The 22,633-nt window shown below is 30.2% G+C and carries 21 protein-coding genes and 1 pseudogene; 4 read left to right on the forward strand and 18 right to left on the reverse strand.

What is annotated here, in order from left to right; translation table 11 throughout:
- Positions 1 to 5: 5 nt before the first annotated feature.
- The 6 genes and pseudogenes from RCG18_RS00485 to RCG18_RS00510 form a co-directional block, all read right to left on the reverse strand.
- Positions 6 to 587: an RnfABCDGE type electron transport complex subunit A gene (locus RCG18_RS00485; protein ID WP_308039490.1), complete on the reverse strand. Its 582-nt coding sequence runs from the start codon at positions 585 to 587 to the stop codon at positions 6 to 8.
- Positions 587 to 1,210, reverse strand: coding sequence for an electron transport complex subunit E (locus RCG18_RS00490; RefSeq protein WP_308039491.1), 624 nt, complete (start codon positions 1,208 to 1,210; stop codon positions 587 to 589). The genes RCG18_RS00485 and RCG18_RS00490 overlap by 1 nt, the downstream gene beginning before the upstream one ends.
- A gap of 2 nt (positions 1,211 to 1,212) precedes the next feature.
- On the reverse strand, positions 1,213 to 1,776 hold the full coding sequence (locus RCG18_RS00495; protein WP_308039493.1) for an RnfABCDGE type electron transport complex subunit G: 564 nt from the start codon (positions 1,774 to 1,776) through the stop codon (positions 1,213 to 1,215).
- A 6-nt stretch (positions 1,777 to 1,782) separates the two neighbouring features.
- On the reverse strand, positions 1,783 to 2,820 hold the full coding sequence (locus tag RCG18_RS00500) for an RnfABCDGE type electron transport complex subunit D (protein ID WP_308039494.1): 1,038 nt from the start codon (positions 2,818 to 2,820) through the stop codon (positions 1,783 to 1,785).
- A 13-nt stretch (positions 2,821 to 2,833) separates the two neighbouring features.
- Positions 2,834 to 4,152: pseudogene (gene rsxC, locus RCG18_RS00505) on the reverse strand (electron transport complex subunit RsxC).
- A 72-nt stretch (positions 4,153 to 4,224) separates the two neighbouring features.
- The gene (locus RCG18_RS00510; protein ID WP_308039495.1) at positions 4,225 to 4,641 is read right to left on the reverse strand and encodes a SoxR reducing system RseC family protein; all 417 of its coding nucleotides are present in this window, start codon (positions 4,639 to 4,641) and stop codon (positions 4,225 to 4,227) included.
- 1,582 nt (positions 4,642 to 6,223) lie between these two features.
- On the opposite strand from RCG18_RS00510, the gene RCG18_RS00515 reads away from it, so the two are divergent.
- Together RCG18_RS00515 and RCG18_RS00520 are read left to right on the forward strand one after the other, a co-directional pair.
- Positions 6,224 to 8,359, forward strand: coding sequence for a sodium-translocating pyrophosphatase (locus RCG18_RS00515; RefSeq protein WP_308039496.1), 2,136 nt, complete (start codon positions 6,224 to 6,226; stop codon positions 8,357 to 8,359).
- Between the two features lie 235 nt (positions 8,360 to 8,594).
- Positions 8,595 to 9,071 carry a hypothetical protein gene (locus tag RCG18_RS00520; RefSeq protein ID WP_308039498.1) on the forward strand — a complete coding sequence of 159 codons (477 nt, stop codon included), beginning with the start codon at positions 8,595 to 8,597 and terminating at the stop codon, positions 9,069 to 9,071.
- Between the two features lie 128 nt (positions 9,072 to 9,199).
- Here RCG18_RS00520 and RCG18_RS00525 read toward each other — a convergent pair whose 3' ends face one another.
- Positions 9,200 to 10,351: a D-alanyl-D-alanine carboxypeptidase family protein gene (locus tag RCG18_RS00525; RefSeq protein ID WP_308039499.1), complete on the reverse strand. Its 1,152-nt coding sequence runs from the start codon at positions 10,349 to 10,351 to the stop codon at positions 9,200 to 9,202.
- Positions 10,352 to 10,643: 292 nt separating this feature from the next.
- Here RCG18_RS00525 and RCG18_RS00530 point away from each other — a divergent pair, with 292 nt between their 5' ends.
- Positions 10,644 to 11,183 carry a DUF2953 domain-containing protein gene (locus RCG18_RS00530; RefSeq protein ID WP_308039500.1) on the forward strand — a complete coding sequence of 180 codons (540 nt, stop codon included), beginning with the start codon at positions 10,644 to 10,646 and terminating at the stop codon, positions 11,181 to 11,183.
- A gap of 18 nt (positions 11,184 to 11,201) precedes the next feature.
- Positions 11,202 to 11,636, forward strand: a complete 435-nt coding sequence (gene ytfJ / locus RCG18_RS00535; RefSeq protein WP_308039501.1) for a GerW family sporulation protein — start codon at positions 11,202 to 11,204, stop codon at positions 11,634 to 11,636.
- 80 nt (positions 11,637 to 11,716) lie between these two features.
- Here the strand turns inward: ytfJ and scpB are convergent, their stop codons facing one another.
- The 11 genes from scpB to spoIVB form a co-directional block, all read right to left on the reverse strand.
- Positions 11,717 to 12,310: an SMC-Scp complex subunit ScpB gene (scpB, locus tag RCG18_RS00540; RefSeq protein ID WP_308039502.1), complete on the reverse strand. Its 594-nt coding sequence runs from the start codon at positions 12,308 to 12,310 to the stop codon at positions 11,717 to 11,719.
- The gene (locus RCG18_RS00545) at positions 12,300 to 13,058 is read right to left on the reverse strand and encodes a segregation/condensation protein A (protein WP_308039503.1); all 759 of its coding nucleotides are present in this window, start codon (positions 13,056 to 13,058) and stop codon (positions 12,300 to 12,302) included. Before RCG18_RS00545 ends, scpB begins: the two co-directional genes overlap by 11 nt.
- Complete coding sequence (locus RCG18_RS00550) at positions 13,049 to 14,230, reverse strand: CCA tRNA nucleotidyltransferase (protein ID WP_308039504.1); 1,182 nt, start codon at positions 14,228 to 14,230, stop codon at positions 13,049 to 13,051. Before RCG18_RS00550 ends, RCG18_RS00545 begins: the two co-directional genes overlap by 10 nt.
- Positions 14,231 to 14,376: 146 nt before the next feature.
- Positions 14,377 to 15,573 (reverse strand): D-alanyl-D-alanine carboxypeptidase family protein, encoded by a 1,197-nt coding sequence (locus tag RCG18_RS00555; protein WP_308039505.1) that lies wholly within the window; start codon positions 15,571 to 15,573, stop codon positions 14,377 to 14,379.
- Between the two features lie 135 nt (positions 15,574 to 15,708).
- The gene (locus RCG18_RS00560; protein WP_308039506.1) at positions 15,709 to 16,881 is read right to left on the reverse strand and encodes a phosphopentomutase; all 1,173 of its coding nucleotides are present in this window, start codon (positions 16,879 to 16,881) and stop codon (positions 15,709 to 15,711) included.
- Between the two features lie 219 nt (positions 16,882 to 17,100).
- Positions 17,101 to 17,979 carry a site-specific tyrosine recombinase XerD gene (gene xerD, locus RCG18_RS00565; RefSeq protein ID WP_308039507.1) on the reverse strand — a complete coding sequence of 293 codons (879 nt, stop codon included), beginning with the start codon at positions 17,977 to 17,979 and terminating at the stop codon, positions 17,101 to 17,103.
- Between the two features lie 258 nt (positions 17,980 to 18,237).
- The gene (gene spoIIM, locus RCG18_RS00570) at positions 18,238 to 18,888 is read right to left on the reverse strand and encodes a stage II sporulation protein M (RefSeq protein WP_308039508.1); all 651 of its coding nucleotides are present in this window, start codon (positions 18,886 to 18,888) and stop codon (positions 18,238 to 18,240) included.
- Between the two features lie 151 nt (positions 18,889 to 19,039).
- A complete protein-coding gene (locus RCG18_RS00575) occupies positions 19,040 to 19,561 on the reverse strand; it encodes an NUDIX hydrolase (protein ID WP_308039509.1) in 522 nt (173 codons plus the stop codon).
- Between the two features lie 288 nt (positions 19,562 to 19,849).
- Positions 19,850 to 20,026, reverse strand: a complete 177-nt coding sequence (locus RCG18_RS00580; protein ID WP_308039510.1) for a hypothetical protein — start codon at positions 20,024 to 20,026, stop codon at positions 19,850 to 19,852.
- A gap of 125 nt (positions 20,027 to 20,151) precedes the next feature.
- Positions 20,152 to 20,967, reverse strand: a complete 816-nt coding sequence (gene spo0A, locus RCG18_RS00585) for a sporulation transcription factor Spo0A (protein ID WP_308039512.1) — start codon at positions 20,965 to 20,967, stop codon at positions 20,152 to 20,154.
- A gap of 237 nt (positions 20,968 to 21,204) precedes the next feature.
- Positions 21,205 to 22,422: a SpoIVB peptidase gene (gene spoIVB, locus RCG18_RS00590; protein WP_308039513.1), complete on the reverse strand. Its 1,218-nt coding sequence runs from the start codon at positions 22,420 to 22,422 to the stop codon at positions 21,205 to 21,207.
- Positions 22,423 to 22,633: the final 211 nt, after the last annotated feature.

Here is a 22,633-nt window from a genome sequence, read left to right on the forward strand (position 1 = left end):
CCTTTCTATAGACTTATCATTCCGGAAAAACCAAGGAAGGATAAAGCGAGCATTCCTGCTAATATAAATGCAATGCCAAGACCCTCTAGTGGTTTAGGTATATCCGCTAATCTTAATTTTTCTCTTAAACTTGCCATAAGAATTAGTGCTAGAGCAAACCCCATACCTGATCCAATGGCATTAACCACACTCTTACCAAAAGAGAAACCTGAATCAGCATTCATAACAGGTACACCAAGCACAACACAGTTTGTAGCAATTAATAGCAGGTATATGCCCCACATATTATATAATGCAGGTGCTTGCTTTTTTATAATCATTTCCAAGAGCTGCACGAAACTTGCAATCAAAAGTACAAAAACTATTGTTGTTAGGAATGTTAAGTGATATGGAACTAATACAAAGCGATGAACTAACCATGCTAAGGCTGAACTCATAGTCATAACTGAAGTAACAGCCATACCCATACCAACGGAAGCATTAAGGCTCTTAGAAACACCAAAGAATATACATAATCCTAAGAATCTAGTTAAAACAAAGTTATTTACAACTACCGCACTTATAAACAGCAATAAGTATTCCTTCATTATGCTTCACCCCTCTCAGCTTGAAGTTTAGCTTGACGTTCCAAAAACATTTTGGAACCAGCAACCAGATAACCAATTAGTATAAATGCTCCTGCTGGTAGTATCATTATAAGTGCAGGATTATACCATGATCCAAGTACCTGAATCCCAAATATAGATCCAGCTCCAAATAATTCACGAATTACACCTATTAATGTCATGGAAAGTGCAAAACCACATCCCATTCCTAAGCCATCGAAAAATGAAGGAATTACAGGATTCTTTGAAGCAAACACTTCTGCACGAGCAAGAATTATAGCAAAAACAACTATTAATGCTAGGTATATACCTAGTTCTTTGTAAGCTGCTGGAAAATATGCTTGTAATAACAACTGTACTAATGTAACTATAGTTGCTATTGATGTAATATACACCGGTACACGAACTTTAGGATTTACAAACTTTCTAGTTATAGATACTACAGTATTATTAAGAGTTATAACAAACATAACTGATAAACCCATTGTTAAAGCATTTTTTGCCGTACTAGTTGTTGCAAGTGCAGGACAAAGGCTAAGAGCTAGAACAAAAATTGGATTTTCAACAATTACTCCCTTTTTAAATATATTCCATAATTCTTTCATACTTATTTACCTCCTGCATACTTAGTAACTTCTTCTACGGCTTCCTTAACGCCTTTAGTTACTGCTCTTGAAGAGATTGTAGCACCAGTCATTGCTTGAATATTTTTATTGTTCGAAGGATCCTTTGTAACCTCTAAATCTTCAGCACCTTTGTTTTTAAACATGCCTCTAAAAGAATCCTTTTGAGCATTATCACCAAGTCCTGGAGTTTCATTATGAGCTAGTATAGTAAAGTCAATTACTTTTCCTTCTGGAGTAACAGCTACAAGCATTTTTATTGGTCCACCGAACCCTTTGCTTTCTGAAGGTACTACATAGGCAATAGTTTTCCCGCCCTTTTGTGCTTCAAACCATTCTTTCTTACCTTCTATTTCCTTAAATTTATCCGCATCTTTTACTAATCCTTGCATTGATTTATTTTTCATCTCAATAGCTTTTTTCTCTGCAATTGGATTGGTAACAAAGTAAGTTGCAGCAATTATTGCTCCTGATATAAAACAAGCTGCAGTTAAATTCATAGCTATTTGAAAAATACTATAGTGTTTTTCTGTGTGTTCTGCTGACATTTCCAACTACCTCCTTACTCCAAATTTAACTGGCTGGCATAAACGATCAATTAGTGGCGTAAGAGCATTCATTAATAGTATTGAATAACAAACACCTTCTGGGTAACCGCCTGTTAATCTAATTAATGTAGTAAGTGCGCCAGCACCTACTGCAAATATAATTTGTCCTTTTACCGTAATCGGAATAGTAACCATATCTGTTGCCATGAAAAATGCTCCTATAACTAATCCACCAGCCATCATGTGGAATATAGGATCTCCTGTGAGCATACCAGCTGGTCCAAATATCCAAGTCAAAATTCCTACTGTACCAATCATGAAAACAGGTACGTGCCAGTTTATATATTTCTTATAAATTAAGTAAGCTCCTCCTAGAATAAGTAATATAGTAGAAGTTTCTCCTATACTACCGTTACGAGTACCAATAAATAATGCCTTATACATGTTTGGTGTACCACCAAAGGTTTCAACAAGTTTTTGATAACCTTGTAATTTTAAAATTCCTAAAGGTGTTGCTGATGATACTGTATCAACAGCAGTATGCATCTTTGTCCATGTTGTCATAGCTACTGGGTAAGAAACCATTATTGCGGCTCTTCCTATATGAGCTGGATTGAAAATATTGTACCCTAATCCTCCCATAGAATGTTTAGCTACAACAATTGCAATAAATGAACCGAATATTGTCATATACCAAGGTAATGCTGGTGGTAAACACATAGCCATTAATAAACCAGTTAAAAATGCGCTTCCATCATTTATAGTTATAGGCTTGTTCCTAAATTTCTGTACAAGATACTCAAAGGCAACTGCAGAAATAATTCCTAATAATAATGTTTTTAATGCAGGCATACCAAAATTATATATTCCAAATAAAGCTGCTGGCGCTGCTGCCAGATTAACCTTCCACATTATGCTTGATATTGACTCTTCTGAACGAATGTGTGGTGAACATGAAACGGTGAAAAGGTTTCCTTTTGTTTCAGCTTCTTTTTCTTTCAGTTTTGTATCTAAATTCTTATCTTTTATTACTTCAGCACTCATTAACATTCACCTCCTACTTTTTTGCAGCCTTTGCTGCATTTTGAGCTTTACTATATCTGATGTACTGTACAATATTACGTTTAGCTGGACAGCCATAAACACAGCTTCCACATTCTACACAATCTAAAAGATTAAACTCTTCTTTAGCTTCTTCAAATAATCCACGTTCACCAAGAATGCTAAGCATACTTGGATTTAGTCCCATAGGACATGCCTCTAAGCAGCGTCCGCAGCGAATACATGCTGACTCTTTTCCTGAGTTAACATCTTCTTTGCTTAATGCAAGTATTCCTGATGATCCTTTAATTATAGATACATTTGTGTTAGATTGAGCGAATCCCATCATAGGACCACCACTAATTATTTTTTCTGGTGTTTTTGAAAATCCACCACAATATTCAATAGCATCTTGGAATGTTGTCCCTACTCTCAATAAAAGATTCTTAGGTTCCTTTATAGCTCCACCACTAATTGTAGTTACTCTTTCAATTACTGGTATACCTTTACAGACAGCATCAGATATAGCTATAACTGTACCTACGTTTTGAACAACTACTCCCACATCCATAGGCAGTCCACCAGAAGGTACCTCTTTACCTGCTAAAACTGCTATAAGCATTTTTTCAGCACCTTGTGGGTACTTAGTTGGCAATCCTACAACTTCTACACCAGTGCCTTCAAAAGCTTTTGTCATTACACTTATAGCATCTGGTTTATTATTTTCAATACCTACATAGCCTATAGTAACTCCAAGTATTTTCATTGTTATTTTAACACCTGTAACTATACGCTCTGCATATTCAAGCATAGCTCTATGGTCTGCAGTTAAATAAGGTTCACATTCTGCTGCGTTTAAAATGAAAGTATCAATTTTCTTACCTTCTGGTGGTGCGAGCTTAACATGAGTTGGGAAAGTAGCTCCCCCATTCCAACTATACCTGCATCTCTAATTATACTGCGTAATTCATCATTGCTTAAAGCTTGCCAATCGCGGTCAACAGGAAGTCCTTCAATCCATTCATCTTGTCCATCATTTTCAATAACTACTGACAAGCATTTGCCAAATACACTATGTGGGTAATCAGCTACATCTATAATCTTGCCCGATATTGATGCATGTATATTACTTGATACAAAAGCATCACTTTTAGCAATTATTTGTCCCTTTTTAACTATATCTCCTTTATTAACTATTGGCGCACAAGGTGCCCCTATGTGTTGTCTTACAGGAATTATAACTTTATTTGGCAGAGGCGCTACTTCGATCGCTTTGCTTGATGTATAGCTCTTACGATCGTTCGGGTGCACTCCTCCACGAAAACTTTTTGCCATTTTTTTCAACACCTCACTCAATATTTTTAAGATATTTATAAGAAAGCATAAAACTTAGCAATGCTTTAACGACTAAGATAGTATACGTGTAATAATTGGTATCATTGCTTTATCACTTTGCGTAGACTTATCAAAAATCTTTACATAAATAATAGATAAAATAAATGCTACTATTCCACCACCAATTTGAAATATCCTAATAGATTGTCCTGTCTTTTCTCCCAACCATGTACCAGCAACGGCACCTAAGAAAATTGCAATAAGAGGCATAATATATACAATAAATGCTGCTTTTAGCATATTTGTCTCTTTCATTTCAAAAGAAACTCGTTGTCCAGGTTTAGCTCCAAGTGGATTTTGTACATCTAAGACTGTAGCATTATCTCCTGGGCATGCACCACAGTTTTTGCAATCACCATGTCTATTCGATTTCACCTTAGCCATGTCTCCAGAAACTTCTATTACTACACCCTCATTTTCTCTGGTCATACTTCTCCCCCTTCCAAAATCACTAAAACCTACTATAGCTGTTGGAGTATGAATTAATCTTTAGCAATTAATATGCCAAGTATACAAATTATTATATTTTAAGCTAAAGCTTAGTTGATTAAAAATATGATATATTCTACTTTTTGAGAAAATTTCAAATATAACTTAGCATAAATAAAACTACTTATTAATTCCTCTATAATATATTTATTACAATAAGGGCTATAAAAACTATTCTCAAAGTGATAAATCGTTATCGATTTGATAATATTTTATCAAGCCACTTATATAGCGCATTTTATTTTTAAATTCAATGAACTATATTATCACCTTGATAAAAATTCACTTTTAGCTTATACTAGTTTACTACTTTTTCTAGAATTTAAGATAAGATGGATCATATTTGATTAAATTATTAACAATGAATAACTTTAGATAACATAAATGTAATTGTACTTTTAATATTAATAAATTAATTTATTTTGTCGATTTTTCTAATCGTAGCATAAAGATTTATGCTGTACTAATATTACTATATGAACTGTGTTAGTATGTTTATGTTTATATTTTAAAAGCTGTTATATTTTATAGTGAAATCATTTACAAAAAACAATGTTAAGATCTACTTAACTTATAGTATATTCTGTTTGTTTTGTTCTTTGCAAACTTTTGATGATTTTCTTTCATTTAAATGCATAAATTTATTGATACAAACTTTTGTATCAAATTAACCCTTTCCACTGTAATTATACATGTTAAAAATTTAATTACAATAGTATTTATAATCCTTTAATGAAAATTTTTAAAAAAATTTCATAAATAATTAATATATTTTATGAAATTATTCACATGTACCTGTTAAAAATCAACATTAATTATTGTGTTTATTTTTCGAAATAGTATGTTTTTAGACTCATACTCAATGTTTTTTTTCATATTTCACTAATTTACTAGTTAATTATTAGCATTTTTTCTTATATGCATATTATATTCCTTATGATAAAATGAATAATTTAACAATTTAATATTTCATATAACACTAACTTCATTTTTTTACATTTTTTTCATTAAGCAATATAGAGTAAATTCCCACTTTTTTTTGTTATTTTTAAAACTATTTTTTAGATATTTAATCTTTAAATTTTACATGATATGTATATTGTGTATAAACTTTAACAATATGTATGTTTTTGAATTTATTTTCTAATTAACCTTCATTTTTTTATCAATTTATTGAATATAAATTTACCGTACTGTCTAATTCAGTAGCTGTTGTTATAGATTCTTTTGAAAACTTTTTCATAATCAAAATTCATAATGTTATATTGTTGTACCATAAACTTTATAACTGTTGTATCATTTTTATACATGAGCAAAATTTGTTTTTACATCCCAATGGATTGAAATGTGTTATACAATAATATATTTACGTTTATTTTTTTCTACAACTATTGAAATTTACCATAATTTGTTATATGCTAATATTAAGATAGAAGTCTTTTTGTAAAATTCTCACTTTTAAGTTTTGGCTCAACTTTATCAAATCCTTGATTAAGTTACATTTAAGAAAGGAGTTGACCTTATGAGCATTTACTTAATTATTATTTTCACCTCATTGTTTTTAGCTCTACTATCCATCATCTTTCTTATTAAATTTATATTCACACAAGAAAAGGGTTCAGAACAAATGCAAAACATATCAAATGCCATAAAAGAAGGCGCTATGGCTTTTATGAGAAGACAATATAAAACAATTTTTTGTTTGGCGCTCGTAACTGTTGTTTTAATTGTAGTTGCAAATTACTTTGGTAACTTGTCAAAAGGCTATGATATTGCCATAAGATACGCTTCCCGTATTGGAATTGCTTTCATAACTGGTGCCTTATGTTCTGGTATATCTGGATATATAGGTATGTATATGGCAGTAAATTCAAACATCCGTGCTGCAGCAGGTGCAAAAAAAGGATTAAACTCGGCTTTAACCATAGCTCTTAGAGGTGGTGCTGTTACTGGTCTTGCTGTTACATCTCTTTCTCTTTTAGGTGTGACTATACTATTCCTAATATTTGGCGGTATATCAGGAAATGATGCCTTGATAAAAGAGGCTCCTTCTCTTTTAGTTGGGTTTGGTTTTGGAGCTTCATTTGTAGCTCTCTTTGCTCAACTAGGTGGAGGTATTTATACAAAAGCAGCAGATGTTGGAGCAGATTTAGTTGGAAAAGTCGAGGCTGGAATACCTGAAGATGACCCAAGAAATCCTGCCGTTGTTGCAGATTTGGTTGGTGATAATGTAGGCGATTGTGCTGGTAGAGGCGCTGACCTCTTTGAATCAACTGCAGCTGAAAACATAGGCGCAATGATTCTTGGCGTAGCATTATATCCTGTATTTGGATGGAAGGGAATTTTATTCCCCTTAGTAACAGGGGCAGTAGGAATAATATCTTCAATAGCCGGTTTATTCTTTGTAAAAGCTGATAAAGACACCGACAATCCTATGTCTGCATTATATAAAGGATATTTAGTTACAACAATTTTAAACTTAGTATTTTTATTTTTAATAGTAAAATCTATGTTTTCTGGTATTTTACCAGATGGGAGCAGCATAAACTATTTGTACTTGTATTTCTGTGCCTTTACTGGAATAGTTCTTAGTTATATGTTTGTAATAATTACCGATTACTATACATCATATAAATATAGGCCAGTAAAATCAATTGCAGAATCTTCTAAAACAGGTGCAGCAACTAATATAATTACTGGGATATCTGTAGGTATGGAGTCAACAGCTCTTCCTGTTTTATTCGTTTCAATTGCTATTTTTACTGCTTATAAACTTGGTGAGGCTGCTCTTGTTGGAATATCTAACGGAGGTCTTTACGGTATTGCTATAGCTACTATTGGTATGCTTTCAACCTGTGCTTATATACTTGCTATGGATACTTTTGGTCCCATTACTGATAACGCAGGTGGTATAGTAGAAATGTCCGGTGCTCCTGATGAAGTTAGATTAATAACGGATAAACTTGATGCCTGTGGTAATACAACTAAGGCATTAACAAAAGGTTATGCTATTGGTTCTGCTGCCTTGGCTACCTTTCTTTTATTCTTTGCATATTTAGAGCAGGTAAAAACAATTTTAGGGAAACCTTTAGATTCATGGTTTGCAGTAGATATTGGGAAAACAGAGGTATTTATTGGCGCATTTTTAGGAGCCATGGTAGTATATCTTTTTGCTTCTACAGCTATACGCTCTGTTGGAAAAGCTGCTCAGTATGTCATTTTAGAAGTTAGGAGACAGCTTAAAGAGATACCTGGTATATTAGAAGGTAAATCAAAACCTGACTATGCTACCTGTGTTGATATTGTTACTAAAGGTGCTTTAAAAGAAATGATACTACCTGGGATTATTCCTATTGCAGCACCAATCATTGTCGGGTTAACTTTAGGTAAAGAAGCTGCTGCTGGATTTTTAATGATATGTACAATATCTGGTGTTGTTATGGCTCTCTTCTTAAATAACGGAGGTGGAGCCTGGGATAATGCAAAAAAATTTATTGAATTAGGAAACTTAGGCGGTAAAAAATCAGAAACTCACAAAGGAGCGGTAGTAGGAGATACTGTAGGAGATCCATTTAAAGATACTGCAGGACCTTCTCTACACGTTTTAATAAAGCTTATAAGTACTTTAACATTAGTTTTAGTATCCTTATTTAGGTAAAGCAGTTTTAAACGGATGATCTTTATGATTATCCGTTTTTATTTTAAAACATAGATAGAAAAGGCAGAAAGTTAACTTATCAATTAGCATAGATAAGCCACTCGTAAAAAGCCATTTAGGCTATTCACCACCTCGAAGGTACTAAGTTAGTTTATCTATATATTTTTTTATACAATTATGTTTTAATAAAATTATATACTAAAATATGCATTATATATAAGAAAGGATTTTTAATATGTCTAACAAAATGGAAATAACAAGGCTAATCTGTAAGTATTGTATAAATAGATATCAAATCTCAAATAGTGCTCCTATAATATCAAGCTTTATATATCAATTATGCAGAGAATTAGACATAGATGTGCCTGCAGTTCAAGGTATTTTATCGGTGGAAGTAAAAGGATATAAAAGACAATTTGCTCATTGTTTTAATACATATAATTGTGATATTATCGATGCTACTATATATCAGTATGCCTTTATAAATAAATCTATATATGCCCTCTTTCCTATTTTTGTTGCAGGAAGCGTGCCGGAGAATATTGATTATTTAATTCATAATGAAATTAAGTTGGATTCTCAAATTAAGTTTAAGAAAGATTATCTAAATAAAGTTTTGAATGAAATTAATCAAATTGATAATATTAACTTGAAAAAATTTAGCTTGCTAGAGGACTCAAAAAAGAAAACTTATTTTATTATAAATAATTAGTTGAGAGTTGACACTTTCACTTCTCAACTCTCAACATAAAAAGTATTTATTTCAAATTTAAGTATCACCAGTACATTGCAGTGCATAATTTAACTGATCGCTAAGTAAATTTATATTATAAGTAGGTTTTACTTTATTATTTTTTTAAGCCACTTAGGAAGTTGCTTTACTTTAAAAGTATCCGATGATTGAAGAGAATTACTATATATTAATTCCCCATCAGCATAAATGCAAACTTTTCCTATTTTATCTCCTTTATTTATTGTGTAGTCTATTTTTTCAGGCTTTATAATCTTTACTGTGTATTCAGCTCCATTTTTCACAGGAATCACCACATCATCCTCAAACTGCAATTTGATATTTCCTCTCCTTAAAGTAATATCTCCTGCACTATCTCCTTTTAAGAACATCTTTTTAAATTCATAATTTTTGTTTACGTAATCAAATATTTTTATGCTTTCCTTCCATCTTTCTGTGCAGTTCAATACTACAACTATTACATCATTTCCTTGTATATTTGCTGAAGAAACTAAACACTTTCCAGCCTTTCCTGTATACCCTGTTTTTACACCAGTAGCCTCAGGCATTTGCCATAATATTTTATTTATATTATGATAGCTTCTTGTAAATCCCAGTGTTTTCCCATCTACATCTTTTGAACTTACTATTTCATTAAATAATTTGTTTTCTTTTGCTTTTGCTGTAACCACAGCTAAGTCGTATGCTGTGGAGTAATGTTCATCTTTATCTAATCCATGTGGAGTCTCAAAATGTGTATTTATAACCCCTATTTCTCCAGCATACTCATTCATAAGTTTTGCAAACTCTTCTACACTTCCACTTATTCCTTCTGCTATTGCAACAGCTGCGTCATTTCCTGATCTTAACATTAATCCATATATTAATTCCTTTGTAGATATTTGCTCGCCTTTTCTAAGGCCCACTACTGATCCTCTCATTGAAGATGCCTTCGAAGATACTTCTATTTTTCTATCTAAATCACTATATTTCAAAGCAACTAATGCAGTCATTATTTTGGTTGTACTTGCCATAGGCACTAATTCATAAGCATTTTTTTCATAAAGCACAACTTTTGATTTACTATCTAAAGCTATAGCACATCTTGCACTCATAGTAATACCTTTATTGGTACTATTCTTAGTGTTTGGATTACTTATTTCCAAAGCTTCTACTCTATAGGAAACAAATAAAGATAAAGTAAAAATAAATAAAAGCAATGAACATATATATCTATGTCTTTCTTTCACCTTTTTATGCATAAATTTTCCTCCTTTTAGTCGGAACACTTGGTAATTTTGCTTGTTTCCCTTCGGGTACTGGGTAATTTAAGATTTTAGATTCCGCTCACAAGTTACCAGTAAAATTACTCGTTAAAGTCCATTTAGAACTTTACCCTCCCTTACTATTAGGGTCTAATGTCCTAAAAATTAATATCTATATTATATTTTTTCTTTAATTCATTAAATTAATCCTTAAATTTGTTCCATATGGTTATATAAATTCCTCATATGGATATAATTATTATTGTATACATAAATGGAGGAGTTTTTAATGCATATTCTATATATTGGAATTTTAATTTTGCTTTTAATTCTCTTAATTCCAATTCCTATTAAATTTAAAGTTAAATATAGTGAAAAAGAGTTAAGATTTATTCTTTATAATATAGATATTACTAATAAGATGACTTATTTAAAGAATAAAACTAAACTTGATATTAAATATAAAGAAAACCGTATTCCTATTTTTTCTAATACACTAAAAGTATCATTAAATTCATTAAAAGCTATAAAATTCAAGCCAAGTCTAAAGATTAAAATAAATGTAAACTATGGTCTGGATGATGCTGCACAAACTGCATTAGCTTTTGGGTTAATCTCCACATTTATTTCAATATTATTAAAGGCATCTAGTTTCTTCATACACATAAAAGATGAAAAAGTAAATATAAAACCTGAGTTTAACAAATTAACCCTAATATTAGAAATAGATAGTATAATTTTTATTAATTTGGCTAAAGTTATTTATATATCCGCCATAATTTATCATAATCTTCGTAATAAAGAAAAAATTAATCTTGCTAACACATAAATAAAGGAGGAGTTAAATATGGAAGGTCATCCTATAGAAAATTTACTAAAAAGTACTATGGAAAACCTTAAAGACATGATAGACGTTAATACAATAGTCGGAGATGCAGTTGAATCAAAAGACGGTTCATTAATCATACCGATATCAAGAGTTTCATTTGGCTTTGTATCTGGTGGAAGCGAATATGACTGTAAAAATACTGGTGGTACAGGTTCTGATTACCCATTCGGCGGTGGATCTGGTGCTGGAGTTACAGTAAAACCTATAGCATTTCTTGTTATAAAAGGTGATTCTATAAGACTTTTATCTTTAGATCAACAAAATACTTATGATAAACTAGTAGATTCTATTCCTCAAATAATGGACCTTTTTAAGAATATGTGTCATAGTGATAAGCAATCTAAAAATAAAGAGCATTGCTCTCATGAATCTACACAATCTACTACTGATTAATATATAGATTTTCTTATCTATAAATATAATTGTAAGAAAAGATTAACCCGATGTCCTAAAACATCGGGTTAAATTTATACTTAATCATTTAATTCCTCTCGATCCAATGCAACCTCTTCTATAAAACTATCAAGACCAGGCATTTGACCAATATTTTCAAGATCAAAATACTTTAAAAATTCTTCTGTTGTTCCATACAATATAGGCCTTCCTATAACATCTAATCTTCCACATTCCTTAATTAATCCTTTTTCTACAAGACTGGATATAGCTCTATCACTTTTTACTCCTCTTATCTCATCTATATCAACTCTAGTTATAGGTTGTTTATAGGCCACTATGGCTAAGGTTTCTAATGCTGCTTGAGACAATCCCTGTCTCGAATTAATTCCTAAAAGCTTTTCAATATATACACTGTTGTCAGCCTTTGTAGCAAGGCTATAACTTTCATTATTATTTATAATCTTTATCCCACGACTTTCACATTCATATAATTTTGCCATTTCCTTTAGTAGTTGCTTTGTAAAATCTAAACTACATTCTATTATAGATGCTATTTGTTTGATATCTAAAGGCTCACCTGAAACAAATAACAATGATTCTATTATGGAAAAATAAATATTTTTTGTTGAAACCTCTTCTACTTCTAATTGATTAATATTCTTATTCTTCATGTTCATTTACCCTCTCTACATATATTTCTCTAAAATTCCTCTCCTGTATTACAGTTACATATCTTAATTTCATGAGCTCCAAAAGAGCCAAGAAGGTTATGACTACTTCTATTTTTGAAGAACATTTTACTGCGATAGTGGAAAATGGTATTCTAACACCTATTTCAATACTTTTTCTTAAGTATTCCATTTTGTCTTCAATTTTAAATTTATCTATTGGAATCTCCTTATCTATAATATTTGTAGTATTTATTTTGCTTCTATAAACTGTTATAATCCTATTATATATTTCATATAAGCTGAGCATCGTAACTCCCTTAAGAAGTTCTTGATGAGACTGCGGTTTCTTCTTTTCCTCTATAATTTCAGGTTTTTTCCCAAACATTCTTCCTAGTCCCAACTCCCTGTCCTTAAGTAATTTAGCAGCAGCCTTAAACTTTCTATATTGGAGTAGCTTGTCCACTAATTCTTTTCTAGGATCTTGAGCATCTAAATCTTCAGCACTTTCTTCAATTTTAGGCTTCGGTAGCAGCATTTTTGATTTTATTTCAATAAGAGTAGCCGCTATAATTATAAATTCCGAAGTTATTTCAAGATCCATCTCTTCCATGGTATGTATATATTCTAAGTATTGCTTAGTAATTTCATGTATCTTTATATCATATATGTCCATCTTACTCTTTTTAATAAGATGTAGAAGTAAATCAAAAGGTCCTTCAAAATTTTCAATTTTTATATTTAAAGACATTTAATTATCTCTCCCAAATTATCCACTAAATATTTTTTATCATCTTTTATGCCCGTATTCAACTTTAATTTCATTATAAATTTCAAAATCCTTCCTACATTTTTCCCTTCATTTATGCCAAGTTTAGTTAGGTATTCACCATTTATATGTAACTTTACTTCTTTTAATTTGAAAACATAATTAATAATTTTGTATTTTAATTTTGTATTCCAACATAGAATCATTAAAGCATATAGATCTATATTTTTTAATACACTACATATCTCATAATTATCCATAGCTTTCATTAGCAAGTCAACTATTTTATCTTTGTTATAATAATAATATTTAATTGTCTTCTTTAAATCTTTATCTAAGAATGAATTGTTGATAAAAATATCTATATACTTTTCATCCTTTAATGAGTAAAACACATTTACTAGTCTTAAATTTATATCCTCATAGCTTCCTAAGCAATTTTCTATTCCTAAAAAATGTGCTTCTAATTTTAATACTCCTAACTCATTACATAGAGCCCAATTTTCTATCCAATTATCCTCTCCACACATTAAAAATAATTCCTTTATTATTCTATCAGAGCTAATAGTATTAATATCACCTATATTTATACTTTCAATTATCTCATTTTTATCATATAGTTCTAAACCATATCTTACGCTATATTTAATCGCTCTGAATATCCTTGTTGGATCTTCCGCATAGCTATTGCTGTGAATTTTTTTAAGTTGTCTATTTCTTAAATCTAAAAGCCCGTTAAACAAATCAATGATCTCATTATTAATTATATCATAAGCTAAAGCGTTGATAGTAAAATCCCTTCTAGATAAATCATCCTCAATACAAGAGGGTTCTATTATAGGAAGTGATCCATTTTTCTCATAAGTCTCTTTTCTGCATCTTATTAAATCTATTACTATACCATTATTGAATTCAATCGTTGAAGTTTGAAATTGGGAGTGATACTCATATTTTTTTATAAATGACAAATTTTCTATAACAATTTTAGGATCTCTGTTTATGCATATATCTATATCTCTAGTACTCTTTCCTAAAATACTATCTCTTACTGCTCCCCCTACTATATAGGCTTTAATATCACAGCTTTTGCATAAATCTTTTATTATATTTATAACATCTATCTGATCTTTATTATAACCGCCAAAAATATCCATATTGCCTCCTTTTATAGAGAAGCTAACTTTCGGCCTATTTTCCCTATAAATATATTATACAATGTAATTCATTATAAATTCTATAATGAAAAGTGAACAATGTATAATGAACTATTTGTTCACTTAACATCGTTCACTTCTTAATTTTAAATACCTCTATCTAAAATTCTTGTAAAATTATTTTTTAAATTTTCAAAAACACCTGCTTTTTTAACATCTCTATCACTATAGATTTTTGTCTTTCCAACTAATTCACCATTTATATATACTTCGCAATGACCAACTACTTCATTGGCTTTATATGCTTTTCTATTTGTATCCACAATACACTTTTTAGTTATCTTACTATCTTTACCTTTTTCCATTACTATGTTTAAATCTTCTTTCGCTTTAGCTATGAAAAATCTATCGCCTTGTTTATTTAAAGTAATTTTTTCTACATCTGCGCCCTTAGATAAAAGTTTCTTACATTCAAATTTTGAAAAACCATAGTTTAAAAGCATGCCAGCGTCTTTATTTCTTACTTTAAATGTTGGAGACCCCATAACAACTGAAAGCATTCTCACTCCATCTCTTGTAGCGGTCGCTGATATACAGTACTTAGCTTCATCAGTAAAACCAGTTTTTAATCCATCACAACCTTTGAAAAATCTCACTAATTTATTGTGATTTACTAATCCTATTGGGCTTTTTCTTCCTTCGGATATTGTCTCCATATATGTTCCTGTGTATTTCAGTATAGCTGAATGTTTTAGAAGTTCTTTGGACATAATTGCTATGTCATAAGCTGTAGTTATATGGCCAGCTGCACTTAATCCTGTACAGTTCTTAAATGAGGTATTTTTCATACCAAGCTGACTTGCTTTTTCATTCATAAGCTTAACAAAAGCATCTTCGCTTCCTGCTAAGTATTCTGCCATAGCTACTGCTGCATCATTACCAGAAGCTATTCCAATACCTTTAATTAGGTCCTCTACACTTCTAACTTCACCAGTATCCAACAGCATAGAACTTCCACCCATTTTTTTAGCATTTTCACTTACTGTAACTTTATCACTCATCTTGATTCTTCCAGAGTCTACTGCCTCCATCGCTAGAAGCATAGTCATAATTTTAGTTACAGATGCAGGTGGTAATTTCTCATTGGAATTTTTTTCAAATAATATTTTACCACTTGTTGGTTCCATCAATAATGCAGATCTTGCATCTACACTTAGTCCAGCTTCTGTTACATTAGTTTCTTCTTTTTTGTTTGGTTCCGCTTTAACAATTGTTGAAAAAATACCTATAACAAAAAATAGAATTAATAGTAAACTTATTAAGGCCTTATTTCTCTTTTTCATTTTTAATTTCCTCCTTCCTTCAATTCTATTTTTTCCCGAAATTAATAATATTATCACCAAAATATTTAAAATAGACGCAAAACAACAAACCAGAGATATCTAATTTGACACCTCTGGTTTATTATAAAATTTAAATTACTTTAGTATTTCCTTTGCAAAGCTATCTCCATATAAGTTGTTCTCAATTTTGAGCAAATCAAGTATAGTCTTGCCTATATCAGAAAAGCTTTTTCTTACACCTATGTTTATGCCACTTTTTATTCTTTTACCATATACAATCACTGGTATGTATTCTCTGGAATGATCTGTACTTTCAGTAGTTGGGTCACAACCGTGATCCGCAGTTAATATTAAAATATCATCTTCTTTCATAGCGGATATAATTTCAGGTATTCTATTGTCTACGTCCACTAAAGCTTTAGCATATCCTACAGCATCATTTCTATGACCATACAACATATCAAAATCAACTAAATTAGTAAATATAAGCCCATTCTTGTTTTCTTTCATGTATTGTAATGTTTTGTCTATTCCATCCATGTTATTTTTAATATGAACAGCATCTGTTATTCCTTTTTTGTTATATATATCTTCTATTTTCCCTACGGCCATAACACTTATATCCTTTTCTTTGATATATTCCAACATAGTTTTATCAAAAGGATCTAGTGCAAAATCTCTTCTATTTGATGTTCTAGTAAATTGTCCAGGCGCTCCTACAAAAGGTCTTGCGATTATTCTTCCTATAGCCTTTTCTCCTACAAACATTTTCCTTGCTATTTGACACATATTGTACAACTCATCTAAGGATATAACATCCTCATGAGCAGCTATTTGAAATACACTATCAGCTGATGTATAAACTATAGGCGATCCAGTTTTTATGTGTTCCTCTCCTAGTTCTTTAATTATTTCCGTTCCTGATGCTACTTTATTTCCAATTATTTTTTTTCCAATTTTTGATTCAAATTCTTTTATTATGTCTTCAGAAAAACCTTCAGGATATGTATTAAGTGGTTCTTTGAGTATAACTCCTGCTATTTCCCAATGTCCTGTTACTGTATCTTTTCCTATAGATAGCTCTGCACATTTACCAAATGAGCCTATTGGATTTTCACACTTAGCTATATTTTTTATTCCATCTATATTACCTAAACCTAACTTTTCCATATTAGGTAAACTTAGTCCTCCAACAGCCTTAGATACATTTCCTAAGGTATTACTTCCTACATCTCCATACTTTGCTGCATCTGGCATTTCTCCAATACCAACGCTATCTAATACAATCAATATAGTTCTTTTTATCATATATACCTTCCTTTCTTCTCATTTATCCGATGACTACCCGCTCTAATACTCCCTCTTCTCCAAGCGGGAGTAAAGAGCGGCTACGTCCCTGGATAACGATTTCTAAGCATCAGGTGGAGTTAAAACTCCATCTGACGCCAAGAATTCTGTTTATCATATGTTCATTAAAGCATCTAAAAGAAAATGACAAGTCAAAGATGCAACGGATATTAACTTATATTATGCTCTTGGGTGAGAATTTTTATAAATTTCAGCTATTTTATTTTTTCTAGAAATACTAGAGTATATTTGTGTTGCAGATAAGTCTTTATGTCCTAATAACTCCTGTACAGATTTAATATCTGCACCATTTTGAAGTAAATGTACAGCAAAAGAATGCCTTAGAGTAAAAGAATTTATAACTTTATCTATTCTAGCTTCTTCTGCATAATGTTTAACTATTTTCCAAAAACCCTGCCTGGTCATTTGAACACCTTTTATATTTAAGAAAAGCAAGTCCAAATTATATGTATTCAATTCAGCTCGAATATTTAAATAATCCTCTAGACACTTTATTGCTACTGATCCTATAGGTATTATCCTTTCCTGATTCTTTGAGCCCTTACATTTAACATAACATAATTTTAAATTTATATCATAAATAGTAAGATTTAAAAGCTCAGATACTTTCATACCTGTAGCATACATTACTTCAAGCATTGCTTTGTCCCTTATACCCTTATTTAGCCTTAAATCTGGTGCTGATAAAAGTTTATCCACTTCTTCTATTGTTAATACTTTTGGGATATTATGTTTAATTTTTGGTATTTGATAACTTATTACTGGATTCTCACTAACAATTCCTTTTGCTAGTAAATATTTATAAAAATTTCTTAATGATACAATATTTCTAACTATTGACGAAAGAGCTCTTCCTTGCTTCTGTAGATATTGAACATATGCCATTATTGAAACTGTTCCAACATCTTGAATTTTCTCTTCCCTTTCCTTTATGAAATCACAAAATCTGCTTACATCTCTAATATATGCATCCATAGTATTTTTACTAGCATGTTTTTTTTCTAAATTATCAATATACTTTAATAAATAGTTATTCATAACTTTCTCCCACCTTTTGGGTATTATATTTGTTAAAATCCCAAAAATTTTTCAAAAACGTAATTATAATTGTAAATTACGTCTAAATTTCTACGAACTAAACTGTGTACAAATATACTGTTGTCATACACATTAGGCTTACTTATAAAATTATATAATAAATAATCTAAAAATCTAGGTAAAAATAATCCAAAAAAATAAGTATAAAGAAACATTTTAACACAATTATGAAAAATGAACTAAACTCTTCATTTTTAATCATATGATTACACTTCCTATACTTGCTATTATCAATTTAATCATATTAGGGGTAATATATGCTTCTGTAAAAAATCCTATAAACATAACAATTATAACAAGTATAAAAGAAAGTGAATAAGAGGTTATTCTAATCCATATATTGGAAATCCATTGCTTATTCGTTTTATCTTTTAATATAGTTAATGAAAATTCCATAGCAAGTACAGAGGCGAATATTATACATGGGATATATATAATATTTTGTGGAAGTACGCCTAAAAGTGAAAACCACATTCCTTTTATCCCCATTCCATTTATTACAAAACTAATGGTAAATCCTATGGTGAATCCTTTTATAATGTCAATTATTAATATTACAGGTATACCTATCATAGTTAAGCCTAGAAACCACACCGCTGCCAATATAGGTATATTACTTTTTATTGTCTCAATAAAAATAGACTTATAATTTATGTTTCCCGATCCAATTGAACTATTAAAGTTCTTTAAATAACTTAAAAGATCACTTTTTTCAAAGCTCCCCATATACTTAACACTGTATATTCCTAGTACTATTCCTGTGCATATACATAAAAGACTTATAACATAGAGCCAAAAATTATTTTGTACATGTTTATTTATGATATTTAACATTTTGTTTTCTGACATAGTTTTATCCCCCTTTGTTTAGTTACCTTTTTAATATTTATGATATTCAAAGGAGTTATATGACTATGTTTAAAATCATATATTTATCCGACTGGATAACGGCTTCTAATCTTAAGCTGGAGAAAACTCAAGCTTAAGCGAAGAATCCTGTTTATAAAAACATAAGTGCACTTATAGTTTTAGCATCTGTTATTTCACCATTTTTTATCATTTCTTTAATTTTATCTATCTTCATCTCTCTAACATTAATAAATTCATCTTCATCCCCTAAATTGTCTTTGCCTTTATACAAATTCTCAGCCTTATATATATAAATATACTCATTACAAAATCCCGGACTAGTAACTACCTTGCCTAAATAGCTAAATTCTTTAGCTTTATACCCAGTTTCCTCTTCCAATTCTCTAATACCACATAGTTCTATATCTTCATCTTTTTCAATTTTTCCTGCAGGTAATTCTAAAATAACTTTCTCTATTGGCTTTCTGAATTGTTCAACTAAAAGTATTGTATCTTTATCCTTGTATGCCACTATGGCAACTCCTCCAGAATGATTAACAATTTCTCTATTAGATTTTCTTCCATTTGGTAATTCAACAGTATAAACATTTACATCAATAATTTTACCCTTATATATATTTTTAACTTCCAAGGTCTTTTCATTAAAATTCATATTAGTATCCCTCCGCTATATTAGCATATAAAAACTTCATACTCAAAATTATAATAATGTATTTCGAGTAATTTATTATAATTTTATACTTTCAATATATAATTGTCAATTAAAGGAACATGTTCAAATCTAATCATGTGAAATAAAATAACAAGTCAAGGATTCCAAGGATAAATTTAACCCCTAGATTGCTACAATCCAGGGGTTAATCAAATAATCTCTAAAAACAAAGTATAGACTTTACATATAAAATCAATAATAAAACTTACGCAAGGTGAACTAAAATATTTACTCTTCTATTTGCTCATTAATTTTCTTCATAAGTCTTTTATAATATCTAATAATTTCTCTTAGTTCTTCTTCCTTATCGCCATCGTCTACAAGTTTTTCTCTTAGTTCATTAATTCTATTCGATATGAGATTTTCTATGTTTTTTATTTCTTCAAATTCTAATTCTAGTTTCATTTTATCACCTTCCTTGTTAAATTATTATGTCAAGATTTTTTATTTTAGAATATTATATAAAAAAAGGCAGATTCTTAGGTCCTATTATCTGCCATTTTGAGAATTATCTATGTTTAAACTTATTTTTAGGACACTTTATTTTTTAATCTCAATTTGTCCGCTACCATTGCTATAAATTCACTATTTGTAGGCTTACCTTTATCATTATGTATAGTATAGCCAAATATTTTATTGATAGTTTCAACTTGACCCCTTGACCATGCCACTTCAATAGCATGTCTTATTGCTCTTTCTACTCTGCTAGCTGTTGTATTATATTTTTTTGCAATGGAAGGATATAATTCTTTAGTTACTGCAGATAAAAGTTCCATATTATTTACTACCATTGTTATAGCTTCTCTTAAGTACATATAACCTTTAATATGAGCTGGAACTCCTATTTCATGTATTATATTAGTTATTTCTTGTTCAAGATTTGTAGGTTCACTCTTGGTAAATTTTATTTCTGTTGTATCAATTAATGATATTGTCTTTTTTGTCTCATCTCCACCACTTATTGTGTTGTTAAACATTTGTCTAATTCTTTTAGTAAATACATCCATATCAAAAGGTTTTACAACATAATAATCTGCTCCTAATGTAATTGCTCTTTGAGTAATTTTATCTTGCCCTACTGCAGAAAGTACAATTACTCTTGGCATAGGATTTATATCCATACTATTTAATCTTTCTAAAACACCAAGTCCATCAAGATGAGGCATAATTATATCTAATACTACTAAATCTGGCTTCTTTTCTTCAATAAGCTTTAAAGCTTCTACTCCATCTTTTGCAATACCAGTAACAACAATATCCCTTTGGTTTAACAGATAATCATTTAGAATGTTACAAAATTCTTTATTATCATCTGCTATAATTACACTTATTTTTGATTGTTCCATATTCCTTACTCCCCTTTATTTTTATTTTATTCCCATATCTTAACAAATAATAGATTCGACAAAACAATTTTAATTCCTTCTTGTAATGAAAAATTTTTATCAAATATGAATAAAAGATAGCATAATTATCATGCTATCTTTTATTATACTACTTTTTACATTCATTTTACCATAGATTTTGATATTATTAAAAATTTTTACAGTATTTTTTTCATTATTCTTAGTTTTACTACTATTCTATTTTGTTAGTATATTTGCATCTTTAAGCATCCATTCTATATATATTCCGTATCCAACATCCGGTTTATTTATCAGAACATGTGTTACAGCTCCTATTATTTTGTTATCTTGTATAATAGGACTTCCACTCATACCTTGAACAATCCCTCCTGTTTTCTCTAAAAGCACTGGATCTGTAACTTTTATAATCATGCTTTTAGGCCCTGGAGTATCTTGTGATAAAAGTTTTTCTATTTGTATATCATAATATTTAGGATCATCTCCGTCTATAGTAGTTAATATCTTTGCTGGGCCTTCTTTTATTTCATTACGTAATGCAACTTTCATTGGTTTGTTATATTTGTTTGCCAATTTAGTGTTGCTTTTACCGAATACACCACATTCAGTATTCTTTTGTATATGCCCTAGTATTGTTTCTTCATTTACAAATATACCTTTTAATTCTCCTGGATTTCCTCTTAACCCTCTTTTAACTGATACTATTGAAGATGATACTATTTCTCCAGAATTTATACTTAAGATTGTACCTGTATCAATATCTGTTATAGGATGACCAAGAGCAGCAAACATTTTAGTTTTATCATCGTAGAATGTTAAAGTTCCTACTCCAGCAGTAGAATCTCTTATCCAAAGTCCTATCTTATAATTTTTATCTTCTGAACTTTTAATAGGCTTTACTATTTTCTCAAGTTGTTCTCCTTTTCGTTCTATAGTAATTTTTAAATTTTTTCCTTCTGAACTATTGATTTGGCTTTGTGTCTGTTCTGCATTTTTAACCAATGTATCATTAATTTTTATTATGTTATCTCCTATCTGTATTCCACCTAAGGCTGCTGGGCTTGACACTTTTCCATTTTCAGTTTTTATATCTGATAAAGCCACAACCAGTACTCCTTTTGTGCTTAGCTTGACTCCTACTGGCTGACCTCCTGGATACAAAACTATATCATTGCTTACGGATTTTATTGAAACAGATTTTACTGGAAAAATTCCTAATAAATTTACACTTGCCTTTTTATCTTTATTAGTATTACTAGAAGCTTTTACAGTATCAGTTTCCTCACATACTTTCACAAATGTATTAGATTTTATCGATTGACCTTCTCTTATAAATATTGTTGTAGGTATATTTTGAACTTTAAAATAGGCAACTAATGTTATTAACAGGATTGGAGTTAACATCCAGCACAATATCTTGCTTGTTTTCTTAACCATGCTTTTACCTCCTGTCATTTTTGCATTTTTTATAATTTTAAGTTGCCCTCTTAAATATCTTATTATGCTATTATATACTTTCAATTAAAGTTAATACTTTGATGTAAAAACTAATTTTTTGACTATCGTTAATTTTTTAAATGGATTAATCTTATTTTTACCAAAAGAATACAATTTTATGAGTGAAATAATAAAAAAAGACTGCAACTAA

Origin of the sequence: Clostridium sp. OS1-26 (genome assembly GCF_030915445.1) — a bacterium.
Classification (GTDB): Bacteria; Bacillota; Clostridia; order Clostridiales; family Clostridiaceae; genus Clostridium_AM.

Coding starts and splice junctions, on each gene's coding strand:
- scpB (WP_308039502.1), bottom strand. CDS start 12,310: ATGAAGAATAAGAATATTAATCAATTAGAAGTAGAAGAGGTTTCAACA.
- RCG18_RS00580 (WP_308039510.1), bottom strand. CDS start 20,026: ATGAAACTAGAATTAGAATTTGAAGAAATAAAAAACATAGAAAATCTC.
- RCG18_RS00530 (WP_308039500.1), top strand. CDS start 10,644: ATGCATATTCTATATATTGGAATTTTAATTTTGCTTTTAATTCTCTTA.
- RCG18_RS00545 (WP_308039503.1), bottom strand. CDS start 13,058: ATGTCTTTAAATATAAAAATTGAAAATTTTGAAGGACCTTTTGATTTA.
- xerD (WP_308039507.1), bottom strand. CDS start 17,979: ATGAATAACTATTTATTAAAGTATATTGATAATTTAGAAAAAAAACAT.
- RCG18_RS00485 (WP_308039490.1), bottom strand. CDS start 587: ATGAAGGAATACTTATTGCTGTTTATAAGTGCGGTAGTTGTAAATAAC.
- RCG18_RS00520 (WP_308039498.1), top strand. CDS start 8,595: ATGTCTAACAAAATGGAAATAACAAGGCTAATCTGTAAGTATTGTATA.
- RCG18_RS00550 (WP_308039504.1), bottom strand. CDS start 14,230: ATGGATATTTTTGGCGGTTATAATAAAGATCAGATAGATGTTATAAAT.
- RCG18_RS00525 (WP_308039499.1), bottom strand. CDS start 10,351: ATGCATAAAAAGGTGAAAGAAAGACATAGATATATATGTTCATTGCTT.
- RCG18_RS00560 (WP_308039506.1), bottom strand. CDS start 16,881: ATGATAAAAAGAACTATATTGATTGTATTAGATAGCGTTGGTATTGGA.
- ytfJ (WP_308039501.1), top strand. CDS start 11,202: ATGGAAGGTCATCCTATAGAAAATTTACTAAAAAGTACTATGGAAAAC.
- RCG18_RS00575 (WP_308039509.1), bottom strand. CDS start 19,561: ATGAATTTTAATGAAAAGACCTTGGAAGTTAAAAATATATATAAGGGT.
- RCG18_RS00555 (WP_308039505.1), bottom strand. CDS start 15,573: ATGAAAAAGAGAAATAAGGCCTTAATAAGTTTACTATTAATTCTATTT.
- spoIIM (WP_308039508.1), bottom strand. CDS start 18,888: ATGTCAGAAAACAAAATGTTAAATATCATAAATAAACATGTACAAAAT.
- spo0A (WP_308039512.1), bottom strand. CDS start 20,967: ATGGAACAATCAAAAATAAGTGTAATTATAGCAGATGATAATAAAGAA.
- RCG18_RS00510 (WP_308039495.1), bottom strand. CDS start 4,641: ATGACCAGAGAAAATGAGGGTGTAGTAATAGAAGTTTCTGGAGACATG.
- RCG18_RS00495 (WP_308039493.1), bottom strand. CDS start 1,776: ATGTCAGCAGAACACACAGAAAAACACTATAGTATTTTTCAAATAGCT.
- RCG18_RS00500 (WP_308039494.1), bottom strand. CDS start 2,820: ATGAGTGCTGAAGTAATAAAAGATAAGAATTTAGATACAAAACTGAAA.
- spoIVB (WP_308039513.1), bottom strand. CDS start 22,422: ATGGTTAAGAAAACAAGCAAGATATTGTGCTGGATGTTAACTCCAATC.
- RCG18_RS00490 (WP_308039491.1), bottom strand. CDS start 1,210: ATGAAAGAATTATGGAATATATTTAAAAAGGGAGTAATTGTTGAAAAT.
- RCG18_RS00515 (WP_308039496.1), top strand. CDS start 6,224: ATGAGCATTTACTTAATTATTATTTTCACCTCATTGTTTTTAGCTCTA.